The sequence below is a fragment of the Natronorubrum daqingense genome, from assembly GCF_001971705.1.
Lineage (GTDB): Archaea > Halobacteriota > Halobacteria > Halobacteriales > Natrialbaceae > Natronorubrum > Natronorubrum daqingense.
In genome coordinates this window covers 2,392,496-2,409,118 of record NZ_CP019327.1, presented here as the reverse complement: position 1 = coordinate 2,409,118, position 16,623 = coordinate 2,392,496, and the positions used below count along the sequence as shown (strand labels likewise).

12 protein-coding genes are annotated in these 16,623 nt (G+C 60.0%); 8 read left to right on the top strand and 4 right to left on the bottom strand.

All coding sequences use genetic code 11. The features are described from left to right. Position 1 precedes the first annotated feature (1 nt). The gene (locus tag BB347_RS11650) at positions 2–1,843 is read left to right on the top strand and encodes an archaea-specific SMC-related protein (protein ID WP_076581606.1); all 1,842 of its coding nucleotides are present in this window, start codon (positions 2–4) and stop codon (positions 1,841–1,843) included. Between the two features lie 22 nt (positions 1,844–1,865). Here the strand turns inward: BB347_RS11650 and BB347_RS11645 are convergent, their stop codons facing one another. Both BB347_RS11645 and BB347_RS11640 read right to left on the bottom strand, forming a co-directional pair. Beyond that, positions 1,866–2,351, bottom strand: coding sequence for an AsnC family transcriptional regulator (locus BB347_RS11645; RefSeq protein ID WP_076581604.1), 486 nt, complete (start codon positions 2,349–2,351; stop codon positions 1,866–1,868). A gap of 269 nt (positions 2,352–2,620) precedes the next feature. After that, a complete protein-coding gene (locus tag BB347_RS11640; protein ID WP_076581603.1) occupies positions 2,621–4,150 on the bottom strand; it encodes a class I adenylate-forming enzyme family protein in 1,530 nt (509 codons plus the stop codon). A gap of 971 nt (positions 4,151–5,121) precedes the next feature. Here BB347_RS11640 and BB347_RS11630 point away from each other — a divergent pair. Then, complete coding sequence (locus tag BB347_RS11630) at positions 5,122–6,279, top strand: thiolase family protein (protein WP_076581600.1); 1,158 nt, start codon at positions 5,122–5,124, stop codon at positions 6,277–6,279. A gap of 284 nt (positions 6,280–6,563) precedes the next feature. Here BB347_RS11630 and BB347_RS11620 read toward each other — a convergent pair whose 3' ends face one another. Together BB347_RS11620 and BB347_RS11615 are read right to left on the bottom strand one after the other, a co-directional pair. Further along, a complete protein-coding gene (locus BB347_RS11620) occupies positions 6,564–7,574 on the bottom strand; it encodes an alcohol dehydrogenase catalytic domain-containing protein (protein ID WP_076581597.1) in 1,011 nt (336 codons plus the stop codon). Positions 7,575–7,728: 154 nt separating this feature from the next. After that, a complete protein-coding gene (locus BB347_RS11615; RefSeq protein ID WP_076581595.1) occupies positions 7,729–9,303 on the bottom strand; it encodes a long-chain-fatty-acid--CoA ligase in 1,575 nt (524 codons plus the stop codon). Positions 9,304–9,508: 205 nt separating this feature from the next. Here BB347_RS11615 and BB347_RS11610 point away from each other — a divergent pair, with 205 nt between their 5' ends. The 6 genes from BB347_RS11610 to BB347_RS11585 all read left to right on the top strand — a co-directional run bounded on the left by BB347_RS11610 (position 9,509) and on the right by BB347_RS11585 (position 16,280). Next, complete coding sequence (locus BB347_RS11610) at positions 9,509–10,516, top strand: TIGR04024 family LLM class F420-dependent oxidoreductase (protein WP_076581594.1); 1,008 nt, start codon at positions 9,509–9,511, stop codon at positions 10,514–10,516. Between the two features lie 163 nt (positions 10,517–10,679). After that, entirely contained in the window at positions 10,680–11,609 is a 930-nt protein-coding gene (locus BB347_RS11605; protein ID WP_076581592.1) for an MBL fold metallo-hydrolase, read from the top strand. Next, positions 11,606–12,337: an MBL fold metallo-hydrolase gene (locus tag BB347_RS11600; protein ID WP_076581591.1), complete on the top strand. Its 732-nt coding sequence runs from the start codon at positions 11,606–11,608 to the stop codon at positions 12,335–12,337. Before BB347_RS11605 ends, BB347_RS11600 begins: the two co-directional genes overlap by 4 nt. A gap of 127 nt (positions 12,338–12,464) precedes the next feature. Further along, on the top strand, positions 12,465–13,670 hold the full coding sequence (locus BB347_RS11595) for an acyl-CoA dehydrogenase family protein (RefSeq protein WP_076581589.1): 1,206 nt from the start codon (positions 12,465–12,467) through the stop codon (positions 13,668–13,670). A gap of 2 nt (positions 13,671–13,672) precedes the next feature. Next, positions 13,673–14,833, top strand: a complete 1,161-nt coding sequence (locus BB347_RS11590; protein WP_076581587.1) for an acyl-CoA dehydrogenase family protein — start codon at positions 13,673–13,675, stop codon at positions 14,831–14,833. A 328-nt stretch (positions 14,834–15,161) separates the two neighbouring features. Continuing rightward, entirely contained in the window at positions 15,162–16,280 is a 1,119-nt protein-coding gene (locus tag BB347_RS11585; RefSeq protein ID WP_076581586.1) for a phosphotransferase family protein, read from the top strand. The last annotated feature ends 343 nt before the right edge of the window (positions 16,281–16,623 follow it).

The window sequence follows — 16,623 nt, the reverse complement described above, 5'->3', positions numbered from 1 at the left end:
CATGTCTGATCACACACTTCAAATTGAACTAGAAAATATTGGGGGTATCGAACGAAAAGAAATCTCTATTCCTGCGGGAGCAACCTTCATTCAGGGACCGAACGCAGCGAACAAGAGTTCGTTCCTGAAGGGACTCCTCTTCGCACTCGGAGGGAGGTCGGTTCCGATCCGAAGCGGCGCGGATGAAGCTCGCGTGCAGTTATCAGTCGGTGATAGGCAAGTCGAGCGAGTTGCGAAGCGAACGACGGCCGGTATCGAGACGAATGGAGAGGCGTGGGTTACCGATTCCGACGACGCCACCCTTCTCAAGCGGTTTGCAGGGTTACTCGAAACTAATTCGCTCAGGAGCGCTGTCACCCGTAACGACGACGTCGAGTCGCTGCTCAAAGAGCCGATAAACATCGAAGCGCTCGAAGCGGAGCGGTCGACGAAAATAAGCCGAAAGCGAGAGCTTACCGACGAGATTGAGTCGACTAGCGATATCGATACCCGTCTCGATAACACGGAACAGGAACTCACGGACAAACGCGACCGACTCGACGAACTCGAATCGACGCTCGAAACGTTGTACGCGAAACAGGAAACGACTGATACCGACGACACCCTCCAGGAATTACGAGAGGAGCGTGCGGACTTACGATCTGACGAAGCCGACTGTGACTCCCAGATCGAACAGCTCGAGGCCGCTGTCGACCGCCTTGAACAGCGCACAACCGGAATCGGAGAAAATCTCGAAGATGCCCGCGAGGCTGTCGAAGAAACCGACGTCGAGACACTCAAAGCAGAACGCGAGAACGCCCGATCTGAACTCGATGAGGTCCGTGAGCGCCTTGACGTCCTCCAATCGGCGCTCACCACCAACCGAGAAATGCTCAACTCCGAGTTTACCGGCGTTCTCGGTCGCGATTCGGGGCTAATGGGAGATGAAGTGACCTGTTGGACGTGTGGACGATCGTCACCCGTCGACGATATCGAAGAGACCGTTACCGAGTTGACGGAACTCGTCGAAGCAGACAAACGACGAAAACGAGACCGTGAACCGGAGATCGAAGAACTCACCGAGCAGATCGAGCAGGTCCAACGCTCCGAGTCAGAAATACAACGGCTCGAGACGGAAAAACGAGACGTCGAACAGAAACTCGAGAGTCGTCGTGATTCCCTCGAGGAGCAACGCGAGCGTCGCCAGTCAATCCGAGAACAACTCGACGAACTCGACGACGAGATCGCTGAACAGGCTGCTGACCAGCGCTCTGAACGATCGGAACTGACCGACGAGATCGAGGAGACGAGGGTCGAAATCCAGACGCTTCGCCGAGAAATCGAGCGACTCGAAGAGACCTGTGAATCGCTCCGTGACAAACGTATTGCGCTCCAACAAAAGCGAGAGGTGGTCGACGAACTCTCCGAAGAAATCACGGCGCTAACTGACCGGATCGAAAATCTCGAGAACGAACTCAAAACGGTGTTCAACGACACGATGGACGATCTGCTCGATGTCCTCGAGTTCGATCGAATCGAGCGCGTCTGGCTCGACGGCAAATTCGAACTCGTCATTGCTCGAGAAGTCGACGGCCAGGTTCGATCCGACTCGATTGAGCACCTCGCAGAGAGCGAGCGTGAAATGATCGGTCTCGTTCTCGCGTTGGCTGGGTTTATCACGTACGATGTCGACGAAGTCACACCAGTACTGGTCCTCGATTCGCTCGGTGCGTTCGACGCCGAACGAACACGCCGTCTCGTGGATTACTTCGCCGACGAGACGGAGTATCTGCTGGCGACGGTACACCCGGAATCCACGGTCGATACCGCGTTCGAAACGATCACGTTCGAACCACCAGTCTAAATTCACCTTACTGTGTCGTCCATTAGTAAACTGGCAAGTAGTTTCTAATGTTCACGGCTCGATCCGTTTCGATGAAGTGATCGATCTCTCTCACCGAGTCGAGGGCCTCCAGACGAACGAGCAGGTCTCCAATTTCCGAATTCGATTTCGCAGTCATGATTCCGTAGAGGTCGATAGTTCCGAATCCTTCGGCGACGAACCAGAAATCCATGTCTGCCATCGCCTCGAACGCAGCTCGCTTCGAGTTCTCACAGTTCTCGGTTTTGACCGTGACGAGAACGATTTCCCAACTGTTGCGTTCCGGACGAGGGAGAAAGAAACTCGTCATGTCGTCGAGTAACGTCGTCACGCGTCGACGGACCCCTTCGCTACTGAGTTCAATTCCGTGGTGAGCCAGTTCGTCCGAAATATCCGCGTACGGACTTCGAGGATCGTTCGCAAGGATCTCGAGGATTCGTCGGTCGATCTCGTCGATTTCGAGAACGGTATCGTCGGAGCGATCAGTCATGGTTGAACACTCTTGCTACCAAGCCTTAAAATCGCTAGACGATTGCCGGTGATACGTTCCCCCTCGATGCACTAGAACAAACTCAATCACCGTTTTGATATTGGGACGGTGTTGTCCTCTCCAGCATTCTCAGTTGCCTTCTGCGTGCAGTTAGCACGAAATCACCTGTGAGTGAATAGCGGTCAACAAATTTCGTCTCGTGACGTACCGGTAGATGCTCTCCTGACCACATGTACCCCTACTCTACGGTATCGAGACGCAACGGCGTCTCATTTCAGTTCATCCTTGAGGATCTTCCCGGTCGGATTTCGCGGCAGTGCCTCGTGGAACTCGACCTCACGGGGTTTCTTAAAGTCGGCAATATGGCTCCCGACGTACTCGCTGACCTCCGCATCGGTCAGCGACTCACCATCGTGGAGTACGACGGCCGCTTTCACGCGCTCGGTCCACGCTTCGTCGGGAACGCCGACAACGGCGACCTCCGAAATTCGCTCGTGTTCGTGCAAGACCTCCTCGATTTCGGCGGGGTGAATGTTCTCTCCGCCAGAGATGATCATATCATCGTATCGCCCGACGAAGTGGAGGAATCCGTCTTCGTCCCGCCGGACGAGGTCAGAAGAGACGAAGTACCCCTCGTCGTCGAACACCTCATCGGTCTTTTCGGGCATTCCGAGATACCCTTCGAACACGGTCGGCCCGCGGTACGCGATTCGACCGATATCGCCGCGGTCCACTTCGTCCCCGTCGTCGTCGACGATCTTGACGGCGACGTTGACGATCTCCCTCCCGATGCTGTCTGGCTTCTCGAGTGCGTGTTCTGGACCGAGCAGACAGGTGACGGGGGACGTTTCGGTCTGGCCGAACACCTCGTAGAGATTCGTGTCGAACGATTCGATAATCGCTGTTTTGAGTGCGTCGCCGGACGGTGCGCCACCGGTCATGTAGTGATCGAAGGCGGAGAGATCGTAGTCTTCGAACTCGTCGACGGTGAGTAGCCTTCGACTCATCGTCGGGACGAAAAACGAGCCAGTAATGCGTTCGGTTTCGATGACTTCCATCACGCGAGCGGGATCGAATTCGTTCATCAGATACGTCGTCGATCCGCAGTAGAAGGTGTTATTGAACAGTGCGAACGCCGCGATGTGAAACAGCGGGGTAACGACGAGAAATCGATCTTCTTCCTCCTCGAGATGACAGCTGTAGACGGTATTCACGGAGTTCTGGATGACGTTGTCGTGAGTGAGGACGCAGCCTTTCGGTTTCCCCGTTGTCCCGCTCGTGTACATGAGCGCGGCGGCGTCGAGTCGAGTCGGCACGACGTCGACGCGATCGGTGGAAACACCGTCGCGGGCAGCATCGAGACCGTCGGCAAAGGCGGGAGCGTCCGCTCCGTGGTACAGGTATTCACCGATCTGTACGTCGTCGCTCCCAGCGACCGTCGAAATCGTTTCCCTCGACTCGGAGTCGAAGAAGCACACCGACGCGCCGCTATCCTCGAGAACGTAGCCCACTTCCTCGTCTTTGAACCGGTGGTTGATCGGTACCGGCAGGGCCCCGAGTTTCATCGCAGCGTAGTAGGAGTAGATCGTCTCCGGATGATTTTGCATGTAAACGGCGACTCGGTCGTCCTCCGTGACTCCGCGGTCAGCGAGCACTCGAGCGACCTGATTCACTCGGTCGTCGAACTCGCGGAACGTGATCGAGTCTCGAGTTCCGTCGACGAGCGAAACGAGGCAGTCGTCGTCGGGATACTTGCGCGCATTCGTCTCTGCGAGGTCTCCGAGAGTCAGCCCGTCCATGTTCGTGTTCTCAGTAGTAGCGTAATAGTAGTTGTGACGACGTTCGAACAGGGGAGACGTCTGGGGCAATCGTTACGACCTTGGTATCTACCGACTGAGTTCGCAGGAATCCCACGTTCCGGTTGAGTCGATGCAATCTCTTCCGTCCCAGAGAGAGGCGACACACAACTCATCCTCGCCGTTCTCACAACGACGGAGATGAGTCGCAGAACCCGGTTTCTAACGCTGACTCGAGATGCGTATCGGGCTACGAACGTCCCACCGTGGTCATCGTGGCCGGTACCGCGACTCGTGAGCAGGACGTCACGCTCGAGGCGACTCTTGACGAACCGTGATCCGATAGTAGTTGGTGAACTTGATGATATCGTCCGACTCGAACGTGTTGCAAATCTGTTCAGGGGTAGCCACATCTCGCCCGTCAGTTTTGATTAGCCGAGGGAACCGTTCCTTCGCACGTTCCGGGAGTTCGTCGTAATGGTACACTCTCGAATCCGGCGGTATTCCGTCCACGGGAGTGAGTGTGATTTTCTCTACCATGGCTGCGTGAGTCAAGGTGATGCGCTCCGACCGTTTGTATGTTTCCCCAGCGGAATTGTCTGTTATCGTCGCACAAATGGTCAATTCCCTCCTTTTTATATGAGGTGTTTGAAGAATTCTTCCTCAATTATCACCGTGCTACCGCCGTCTGCCAACCGTTTTCGACCGTTGTCTCACTGCCTCGAGTGGTAACACGGACGTGACCTCGGGACAGTTCGAACGCATCTTGCGATCAGTGTGTGGTACCTGAGAAACCTGCGAACGCGAACGCCGAACACGCCCCTTCGACACGAATTGCGACTCGTTTACACACGAATTTCGGTCGATCCAATCGGTTTAACGCTCTCTGAGCTGATTGTTCAGCGTGCGACCTGTCGCATGACGAATACAAACAAAACCTATTACTACCGCGGGTGGTATTGGCACACGCATCAATGAAAGAAGCAGTGATTGTCGATGCAGTACGGACCCCGTTCGGAAAGCGGGACGGATCGTTTCGAGATACACACCCACAGGACCTCGCGGCAGAGCCACTGAAGGCGCTTCGAGAACGTAACGGATTCGAGCCAGAGACGATCGAAGACGTCATTTACGGCTGTGTCTCGCCGATCGGCGAACAGGGACTCAACGTCGGCCGTCTCGCGCCGATGGTCGCCGGTTGGGGCGATATCGTTCCGGGTGTGCAACTCAATCGAATGTGTGGCTCGGGCCAGCAGGCGCTCAATTTCGCCGCGGCGAACGTCATGGCAGACCAACACGACGTGCTGATCGCGGGCGGGGTCGAGCACATGACTCGGGTGCCGATGGGATCGGACGGCGGCGAGGGAAGTGGGCTCACGGACACGTACTTCGACCATTTCGACGAACGAACCCATCAGGGCGAGGGTGCCGAACGCATCGCCGAGGAGTACGACCTCTCACGTGAGGAACTCGACGAAATCGCCGTCGATTCCCAGCGCCGCTGGGGCGAGGCGTGGGAAGATGGCCGGTACGACGACCAGGTCGTTCCCGTCGAGACCGAACTCGAGGGAGAAGAGATCGTTATCGAACAGGACGAGCACCCGCGTCCCGGGACCGACCTCGAGACGCTCTCGAACCTGCCGTTGGCGTTCCGCGAAGAGGGGGATGGATTCCACCATCCCGGAAACTCCTCCGGTATCGTCGACGGTTCGTCGGCGCTCCTGATCGCCAGTGCAGAGGCGGCCCAAGCACACGGCTGGGAGCCGATGGCTCGCGTCGTCCAGACGGAGGTCGTCGGCGTCGACCCCGTGACGATGTTGAAAGGTCCCATTCCGGCGACGAAGCAAGTCCTCGAGCAGGCCGACCTGGATATTTCGGACATCGACCTCTTCGAGGTCAACGAGGCCTTCGCCTCCGTCGTCGGTGCCTGGCTCGAGGAGACGGGCGCGTCCTGGGAGCAGGTCAACGTCAACGGCGGCGCGATCGCTCACGGCCACCCACTCGGGGCGACCGGGGCGATGCTCACCACGAAACTCGCCCACGAACTCGAGCGCACGGGACAAGACCGAGCGCTTTCGACCATGTGCATCGGCTTCGGCCAGGGTATCGCGACGATCATCGAGCGCGTCTAACGCGCCGATTCTCTTTTCGCCGTCTCGATCGGATCGGGTAGACGACGTCGAGACGAAGCCGTACTCGGCCAATTCGATCGCCACGAATCGACCGAATCGGGACGGAGTCCGATGCCCGTATGTGTCGACAGAAGACGACTGAGGTGACACCACTGGTTGGGCGACGAGCGAGCGAACCGATGTCGATCTGATGCGAGTCGAGAGACGGAAACTGCCGCGTTCGACGCCGGGTCACGAGGGCGCGGAAATTCGCCCCCGCTCGAGTCGAACGACGTGGCAAAGACTCAGGGCTCGACGACGAGTTTACCGAGCGCGTTTCGATCGTCCATATCGGCGAACGCCTGATCGGTGTCGTCGAGCGAATAGCGTTCGTCCACGACCGGATCGAGTCGGCCGTCGGCAACCAGATCGACGAGACGCTCGAGATCCGACTGTGTTCCCATCGTGCTCCCGATGATCCGCTTGTGATTCAAGAAGAGATCGCCCATCGTGAGCGTCGAGGTCGGTCCCGCCGTCTGTCCGCAGATCGCCATGCGTCCGCCGCGTCGCAGGACGTTTTGTCCGACCTCGGTGTACGGGCCACCGAGGTGGTTTATCGTCACGTCGACGCGGCCAATCTCGAGGACCGCATCGCGAATCTCGTCGGGACCGCCGGATTCGATGACGTAATCGGCGCCGAGCGTCTCGAGCCGGTCGAGTTTCTCTCGAGAGGTCGACGTTCCGATCGTCCGAGCGCCGAGAACGTCGGCGAGTTGGACGGTGGCGACACCGACGCCACCGGTCGCACCCGGGACGAACACGAGGTCACCGGGGCCGACGTCGGCTTCCTCGAGCATACGGAACGCAGTCATGTACGCCACGGGGATCGCTGCCGCGTCCACGGAGTCGACGGTATCCGGGAGCCGAATAAGCCGATCGGCGTCGACCGCCGCGTACTCCGCGAGGCCGCCGTGGTAGAGATCGAATCGTTCACAGTGAGTTTCCGGCCCGTCACGGCAGTACCGACAGGAGCCACAGGTCTGATTTGGACAGAGCAGAACGCGGTCGCCCGGTTCGACGCTCTCGACGTCGTCGCCGACCGCCGAAACGGTGCCGGCAACGTCCATCCCCGCGACGTACGGCAACTGGTCTTCCTCAACCCGGAAGCCATCGCGGAGGATCCACAGGTCGTGGTGGTTGATCGAACAGGCCTCGACCTCGAGGACCGCCTCTCCGGGGTTCGCCTCGGGATCGGCGAACGGTTCGACTTCGACGTGCTCTGGACTACCGATTCCGGTAAACGCTGCGGCGCGCATACACAGTGCCTGGCACAGCCGGCGATATATAGCTGCTGTTCGGCGAAGTGGTTCCGTGCGTTCCGCTTCAATTCGTGAAAGACGGGTCTCCTCGAGCGGGGCCTCCGAATCCACGGGGCGACCGGAACCGCCGTAACGGATCAGCTTCCCGCGATCAGTTCTCGTTTCGGAGCTTGTACTTCTGAATTTTCCCGCTGGGGTTTCGCGGGAGTTCCTCGCGGAACTCGTAGTGGCGCGGGCGCTTGAACTCGGCGAGGTCGTCGCTCTCGCGGCAAAATATCTCGAGTTTGTTCGCGGTCAGCTCACCGTCTGGAACGATGTACGCGACGACACGTTCACCCCAGTCGTCGTCCGCTTCGCCGATCACTGCGGCCTCGGCGACGCCGTCGTATTGGTAGAGGACGTTCTCGATTTCGGTCGGGTAAATATTCTCGCCGCCGCTAATGATCATGTCGTCGATCCGGTCGACTAAGAAGAGGTAGCCGTCCTCGTTGAGATACCCCGCGTCACCCGTGAAGAACCAGCCGTCGCGAATCGCGTCCGCGGTCTTCTCCGGTTCGTTCCAGTACTCTTCCATCATCGGCGGCCCCTGGAGGATGATCTCGCCCGTCTCACCCGTTTCGACGGTATCGTCGGGATTGACGGGGTCGTTCGGATCCTCGTCCTCGGTTGGCTCGACGATGCGAACCTCGTGGTTCGGCGCGGCGCGACCGACGCTTTCCAGATGCTCGCGGACCTCGAAGGGAAGGATGAACGTCGCGCACGGCCCCATCTCGGTCATTCCGTAGGCCGTGGCGTAGTCCTCCGTGAACGTCTCGATACACTCCTCGAGCAGCGACGGCGGCATCGGTGCCGCGCCGTAGACGCCGAGAGAAAGCGACGACCCGTCGAACGAGTCGAGTTCGCGTGACGTCTCGAGGAGCTGTCGCCAGATCCGCGAGGCAACGAAGAGGTGGGTCGCGCGTTCCTCGTCGACGACCTCGAGGGCGCGTCGGGCGTCGAAATCGTGGAGGATCACCGTCTTCGCGCCGAGGTTAATTCGCGCGAGGAGTCCGCAGTTGAGTTCCGCGTTGTGATACAACGGCATCGCCGAGATGCCGACGTCCGTGAAGTCGAGCCCCATCTGGCCGGCATAAAGCATGTTGTGGTAGGTCGCGTCCCGGTGGGAGTGGACGACGCCCTTTGGCCGACCGGTCGTCCCGCTCGTGTACATGATCGCGTACTGGTCCGTCGAATCGATCGAGACCGACGGCGCGGTAGTATCCGACTTCTCGAGGAGGTCGTGGAACCCGACCGCGTACGCCGGCGTTTCTTCGACGTCGTCGTCGACGTAGACGTATTCCTCGACCGTAGAGAACTCACCGCGGCCGTTCTCGACCGTCTCTCGCGTCGCCGCTTCGAAGACGAGGACTGTCGACTCGGAGTCCTCGAGGATGTACCCCACTTCGCTGGGCGCGAGTCGATAGTTGATGGGGTTGAAGACGGCACCGGCGCGCAGGAGTCCGAACAGTGCGACCACGAATTCGGCGGAGTTGTGGAGCAACAGCGAGACTCGATCACCCGTTTCGACGCCGCGATCTCGAAGCACGTTCGCGAACCGGTCGACTCGCTCGTCGAGTTCGGCGTAGGTGAGTCGGAGGTCCTTGCGAGGATAGACGATCGCCTCTCGATCCGGGTACTTTCGCGTCGTCCGCGACAGCGTCTCCGGTAGTGTGGGGAGATAATCCATACCACTACGTTTCGGGATCGACGTGTTAGCTTTTACGTCGGAGATCCCAATCGTCGGCCGATCGCATACTGCAGCCACCCCCTCGTCGAATGGAATCGGAGGACGACGGACGGGCAGACCCGTGAGCCTGTAAATTTATACTCGATCGACTGGAACTACGGGTGATGTATCGGTTCGAAACGAATCTCACCGGTGGTGTCATCGAATGAACGAAGCCCTCGATCTGGTCGTCATGACGGGTGATCACGACACGCACGAGTCGATCGTCGATCGCGTTCGTCGAGCGGAGGCGCTCGGATACAGTCGCGTCTCGATGGGGGAAGCGACGGGGTGGAGTATCGTCCCGACGCTCTCACTGATCGCCGCTCAGACCGACGAGATCGGCATTTCGAACGACGTTTTCTCGCCGTACGGCCGGTCGCCGGCGGTGCTCGCTCAGACGGCCCTCGCCCTGCACGACCTCTCGGACGGCCGGTACCGACTGGGACTCGGACCGAGTTCGCCCGCGCTGACCGAGCAGTGGCACGGAACGTCGTTCGACCGTCCGTTGGGACGACTTCGCGAAACGCTCGAGGTAATCCGGACGATCTGTACCGACGGGACCTCGGCCTACGAGGGCCAAATTTTCGATCAACGGGGGCTGTCCTACGACCGAGACGTTCCCGAGACGCCGCCCCGGATCGATCTCGCGACGCTCGGGCCGAAAGCTACGGAACTAACCGGCCGATTCGCGGACGGCTGGGTTCCGCAACTGTTCTCGACGGACGGGCTCGAAGACCGACTGGCGGATCTCGAGCGAGGAGTCGAACTCGGAGGGCGCGACGCGAGCGACGTCCGCGTTAGTCCGATCCTACGGTGTATCGCGAGCGAAGATCGCGAGCAGGCTCGCTCGAAGGCCCGGTCGATGCTCGCGTTCCTGATCGGTGCCTACGGACCGTACTACGGTGATTCGGTAGCTTCACAGGGGTACGAGGACGTCGTCGAAGCGATACGAGCGGCGTGGAACGACGGCGACCGTGCAGGGATGTCCGCAGCGCTCTCCGACGAGGTCCTCGACGAGTTCGCGGCTGCGGGGACGCCCGAGGAAGTTCGCTCGCACGTCACTCGATACGCCGCCGTCGACGGCGTCGATGCGGTTCGCGCCGGCTTCGTCGGCGGGATGACCGACGCCGAAAAGGACACGACGATGACGACACTGGCCGACTTGCTGTAGCTCGCCTCGAGGCGAGAACAACCGGATTTCGAAGTGTGGGTCGGGAACAGCATCCTCGAGAAGCCACGACACGAACCGCTGTCGACGCTCGCGACAATCGCCGTCGATTCCCCGTCGATACACCAAGAACTATGCTAGTACAGAGTGTGTGGGACGTTATAGCATGACTGAAACCGTGTCTACGCCGAAACATCGAGAGCTCAGCGACGGGCTCTACTGGACCCAGGAGTGTCTTCCACTGGGCACGCTCACCGAACTAGGGCAGTTCGATCTCGAGGAATGGGTCGAAGCTGACGAGGACGTCCATGGCTGTCAGAACGCGTATCTCCTCTCCGACGAGCGAAATCTGCTGTTCGATACGCTCACCCAGCCAAACGGCGATGACGTCGTCGAACTGATCGACGACCTGCTCGAGGGGGAATCCCTCGACTACCTCGTCATCTCGCACCCGGAGGCCAATCACGCGGGCAACACCTTCACCATTCTCGACGCGTATCCCGACGCGACGCTTTTGGTCCCCGGCGAAGCGGCTGGCTACGGAAGCGGACACGGAGCCGAACACGAACTCTATCACATCGCGTCCGACACGCCAGCGGACGTCGATCAGGTACCAAACGAGATCCGGTACGTCGAACCCGGAGAGACGATCGATCTGGGGACGCACACGGTCGAGTTCGAAGCGCCGTTGTTCCCCGATCACTCGTTTACGCTGTGGATGAGCGAACGAACGACGAACACCCTGTTTACGGTCGACTGGATGGGATTTCTCCATCAGAGTTCGAACTGCGTGACGCTCGCGAGCGACCTCGACCGCGACGTCGCGGTCGAACAGGTGTTCCGATTTCACGCACTGGCGTTTCCCTGGATGCGCTTTGCCGACCTCGATGCGATCGAACGCGCCGTCGACGACGTTAGAGACAGACTCGACCCCGACGTCATCGCGCCGGCCCACGGGATGGTTATGACCGACGGGTTGGATACCTATCTGGATCGCTTCCTCGAGGCCGTCGAGGCGCTGTCGCGAGAAGGTGAACCGAGCAATATGGAGAGCAAACTCGAGTACATACTGCGCCCGCCGGAGGTAGATCGATGACGACGAAACTCACTGACGACGTCCACTGGATCTCGAGTTGCCACCCGGACGACGAGTATCACATGCACATGTCCGAGTACCTGATTCGAGGCGAAAACGGCACCGTACTCGTCGATTCCGGCTCGAGCCACTATCGCGACGAGATCATTGCAGAAATTAATCAGCTCACCGACGGAAACGGGCCGGACGTCATACTGCTCACCCATTCGACGCTCCCTCACACCGAGAACGTTCCCGCGTTCGAATCGGAGTGGGGAGAGATCAAGACGATCGCTGCGACGGGGCGTTTTCCCGAAATCGTCGGTCTGCCGGACGCGGAGGCCCGACAACTCAACGCGCCAGTCGAGTTCGCCGGCCGACCGTTTACGTGCATGCATCCCCTACTCACCGACGTAACGGTCTCTCAGTGGGTCTACGACCACGAATCGGGCGTCCTGTTCACGGCGGAGGCGTTCGGACACTACCACGACCCAGGAAACTGTGACCTGACGACGGCCGAAATGGACGGCGGCCCGTCAGCGGATCACGTCGACGCGTTCTACCTCGATAAGATTCCGTTCGTCGACTACCTCGACCGCGAGCGACTCGGTAACGCCTTCGAAACGCTCTTCGACACCCTCGACGTGACGTACGTCGCTCCCATTCACGGCAATCCCATACCCGGCGAGCGTCTCGATCGCTACGTCGACGACGTAATCGAAGCGCTCGAGCCCCCGACGACAGCGTAATCGGGGACGAGCGTTCCGGAGTACGGTTCGAATCTAGGACAGTTTCTCGTCGGAACAGGTAGACGAATAGGGATTAGATTATATGAACTGACGTGTTACCATCCGATCGGAGACGAAGAGTACCACCATGGACTTTAGCTATACGGACGAACAGGAGACGTTTCGTCACGAGTTGCGCGCGTGGCTCGAGGAGAACGCGCCGGAGGGTTGGCTCGAGGACCCGGAACTACCCGATGACGACGCCGAACGCGTCGAATTCCTTCGAGACTGGCAACGAACGTTGGCCGACGACGGGTGGGCGGGCGTCCATTGGCCCGAGGAGTACGGCGGTCGCGGTGCGTCGTTGGTCGAGCAGACGATCTATCGCGAAGAGATGGCGCGGATCAACGCACCGCCACAGATCAACCTCATCGGGATCAATCTCATCGCGCCGACGCTGATCGAAGTCGGAACCGAAGCGCAGAAACAACGATTCCTGCCGAAAATTCTCAGCGCGGAGGAGATCTGGTGTCAGGGGTACTCCGAGCCGGAAGCGGGGTCGGACGTCGCGAGCCTCACGACGAACGCCGAGGCGAACGGCGACGGCGAGTGGCTCGTCAACGGCCAGAAGATCTGGACCAGTTACGCGCACGTCGCCGATTGGTGTTTCCTCGTTACGCGGACCGACGATTCCGGAAAGAAACACGAGGGGCTCACCGTGTTCCTCGTCGAAATGGATCAGGACGGAATCAGCACGGAACCGATCCACCAGCCACACGACGATCGGACGTTCAATCAGGTCTACTTCGACGATGCGGTCGCATCTGCGGATCTCGTCGTCGGCGAGATCGATCGGGGCTGGGATGTCGTCATGACGCTTTCGGCGTTCGAACACGGTTCGACGTCGATCTATTCGATCGAACAACGGTATTTAGCCCTTCTCGAGTACTGTCGGACCGAGACGCGAAACGGCACGCCGTTGGTCGAACGGGACCGGATCCGTCAGCAACTGGCAGATTTCGACGCACGAATTCAGGCGGCAAAGGCCACCCACTACAGAAACGTCAGTAAACAGGCGGAGTCAGGAACCCCCGGGCCGGAGGGCTCGATGGACCTCCTCATCAGCGACGAACTCAGACACGATCTGCTCAACTTCGCGGTGAACGTCCAGGGGCCGGCTGCGGCCCTGTGGGAGAACGGCCACAACGCCTTCGACGAGACGTCCGGCTACATCCGATCGTACGGCGCGTGGATCGCCGCCGGAACGGGCGACATCCAGCGAAACATCATCGGCGAGCGGGTGCTCGGCTTGCCGAAGGACAACAAGAGCAAAACGAGCCACCGGAGTGAGTAACGATGGATGCGAGACTAACCGAGGAACACGAGCGCGTACAGGAGACTGCACGGGAGTTTATCGAATCCGAGGGCGGAACCGACCTCGCGAGACGACAGGCAGACGGCGAGAACGTCGTCGACGACCTGTGGGACGAACTCGCCGGTCTCGACTATACAGCGATCACCGTTCCGCTCGAGTACGGCGGATTCGGCGAGGGGATGGTGTACCTGGCGGCACTGCTCGAGGCTGCGGGTCGGTACGCACTGCCCGGGCCGCTCCCCGAGACGGCGGCCGTCGCCGTGCCGTTGATCAGGGATCTCGGTACCGACGACCAACGGTCGACGTACCTCCCGTCGGTCGCCGATGGCGACCTACGTCTGAGCCTCGCCGTGTACGACGACGAAACCGAACCTCTCCCGGGCAGTATTCAGATGGGAGCCGAGCGTCTCGGTGAAGCGGAGACGGCCGAGTTCCGGCTCGAGGGGACGAAGACCCTGGTCCCGTACGCTGGGGAAACCGACGTGGTGATCGTCGCGACCCGAACCAGAGAGAGCCAGGGATACGACGGCGTCTCGCTGTTCGCGGTCGAAACCGATCACGATGCCGTCGAGACGACCCGGATGGACAGCCTCGATTGGGCCCGGCCGATGTACGAGTTTTCGATCGACGGACTCACCGTCGACGAGGAGGCGCTGATCGGCCCGCTCCACGGCGGCGGAAGCGCGCTCGTAACCGCGATGGATCGGTTTTCCGTCGCCGGCACCGCGATGCTCGTCGGAGCCGCCGACAGGGCAGTCGAGCTTTCCGCCGAATACGGCACCGAGCGCGAACAGTACGGGCAGCCGATCGGCCGGTTCCAGGCGGTCAAACACCGAACGGCCGATATGTGGGTTGACATGCAGGGTGCCCGCTCGCTGGTCTACTACGCCGCGTGGGCTCTCGACGGAGACGAACCGGACGCCGCACGCGCTGCCGCCGCAACGAAATCCTTCGCGGCCGACCGCTTGCACCGCGTCTTCGGCGACGATATCTGGAATCACGGCGGGATGGGGTTCACCTGGGACCACGACGCCCACATCTACCTGAAACAGGCCAAGAGCTGGCGAAACTTCCTCGGTTCCCCCGAAGCAAACCGAGACCGACTCATCGACGCACGGCTCGCGACCGAACGGAACCGGTAAGCACGGCCCACCACTCGAGGGATTCGATCGGCGCTTTCGATTCGTCCAGTGGCTCTCTCCGGGCGGTCGGTACGTCCCGGTCTCGTTCTTCCGGTTTCCCCCACTGAAACAGCAACTCGTCAGTCCATAGCGTTATATGTGTGCTTGCTGTTACACAGTGCCATGATACGTTCCGAAACGCCGCTGTTGGATGGGTTCGGCGAGAATGCCGGTGACGGTGTTACGATCGCGCACGGACAGAGCGCTCGTGGCGAACGCTCCAAGTGCTCGAGCGAGCAACTCGGGGGCTCGAAGAACGGACGGTCCATCCACTCACTGTTGTCTTACCATGACACGTTCAGATAACGCCGACTACCTCGACCGACTGATCGAGCGAGATGCCCTCTCCGAGTACCTGACGGCGACGCTCGGCCCCGCCGACAACCTCGAATTTTCCTACCATCCGGAGGGCCAATCGAACGAGACCCTCTTCCTTCAGTGGGACGAGTACGACCTCGTGCTCCGACGCCCGCCTGCCGGAGCGACGGCCGACTCCGCACACGACGTGCTCCGGGAGTACCGCGTCCTCGAGGCGCTTCGAGACGCTGCTGTGCCGGTTCCACAGCCGATTGCGGGCTGTGACGATCACGACATCATCGGTGCCGAGTTTTACCTGATGGAGCGCTGTCGCGGCGACGTACTCAGAGACGAAGAACCGAATCGATTCGCACACCCGCGCTCCCGACGGTTGCTTTCGGAACGTTTCATCGAGACAATCGCCGATATTCACGAAACTGCCCCCGACGCGGTCGGTCTCGGTGAACTCGGTCATCCGGATGGGTACACCGAACGGCAGGTCGACCGGTGGACTGAGCAACTCGAGTGGGCGTTCGAACGGACGGAAGAAGAGCGTTCCGTGCCGTTGCTACGCGACGTCGCCGATTGGCTCGCGGAGAACGTTCCCGACGAGTACGACCACACGCTGGTCCACGGTGATTACAAACTCGACAACGTCATGTTCGCGCCGGGCGGGGGCCACGACGCGCCCACGAACGGGCGAGCGGGCGACGCCCACGAGCAGTCGCCAGCGATCGAAGCCGTCTTCGACTGGGAACTCTGTACCCGCGGTGACCCCGCGATGGATCTCGGCTGGATGCTGGTTTACTGGCCCGATCCGGGTGATCCGGCGGTCGAGGACTCGCTGTTGCCTCAGTTTCTGGTTCGAGAGGGATACCCGACGCGACGAGAACTCGTCGAACAGTACGAAGACCGGACCGGCCGGACGTTCGACCATCACCGATTCTACCGAACGTTCGGCGTGTTCAAAATGGCCAGTGCCTGCGAGATGATGTACCGACGGTATCTCGATGGAAACGCCGATAACGAGACCTATCCGCTGATGGAAGAGCGAGTACCACGACTCGCCGACCGTGCCGACCGAATCAGAACGGGCGAGGAACCGCTGTAAACCTGCTTCGGAGCGGTACGTTCTCTGGAACGTCGGCGACAATCGAGGTCGGAAAGACGATTCGTCCACGAATCTACTGTTGGCATCGATGCGTCCATCGCTTCCTTCGGCAGGGTGGTACTTCTTTACAGTATCGTGTCGACGGTCCCTCCAGTTCGAGACCACGGTTCCGCCCGGAATGGTGCTGGCACGACCGTACATTCTCAGTCTATCGTAACAACTGAAACGGGTACACACTGATCGCCGAACTGTCTGGTGACCAGGGGTGCACTGACGTGTAGTGGCTACGAGAGTGCGACCTGCTGACTCAATCGCCTGCTCGATAACCGAATCGAACCATCAC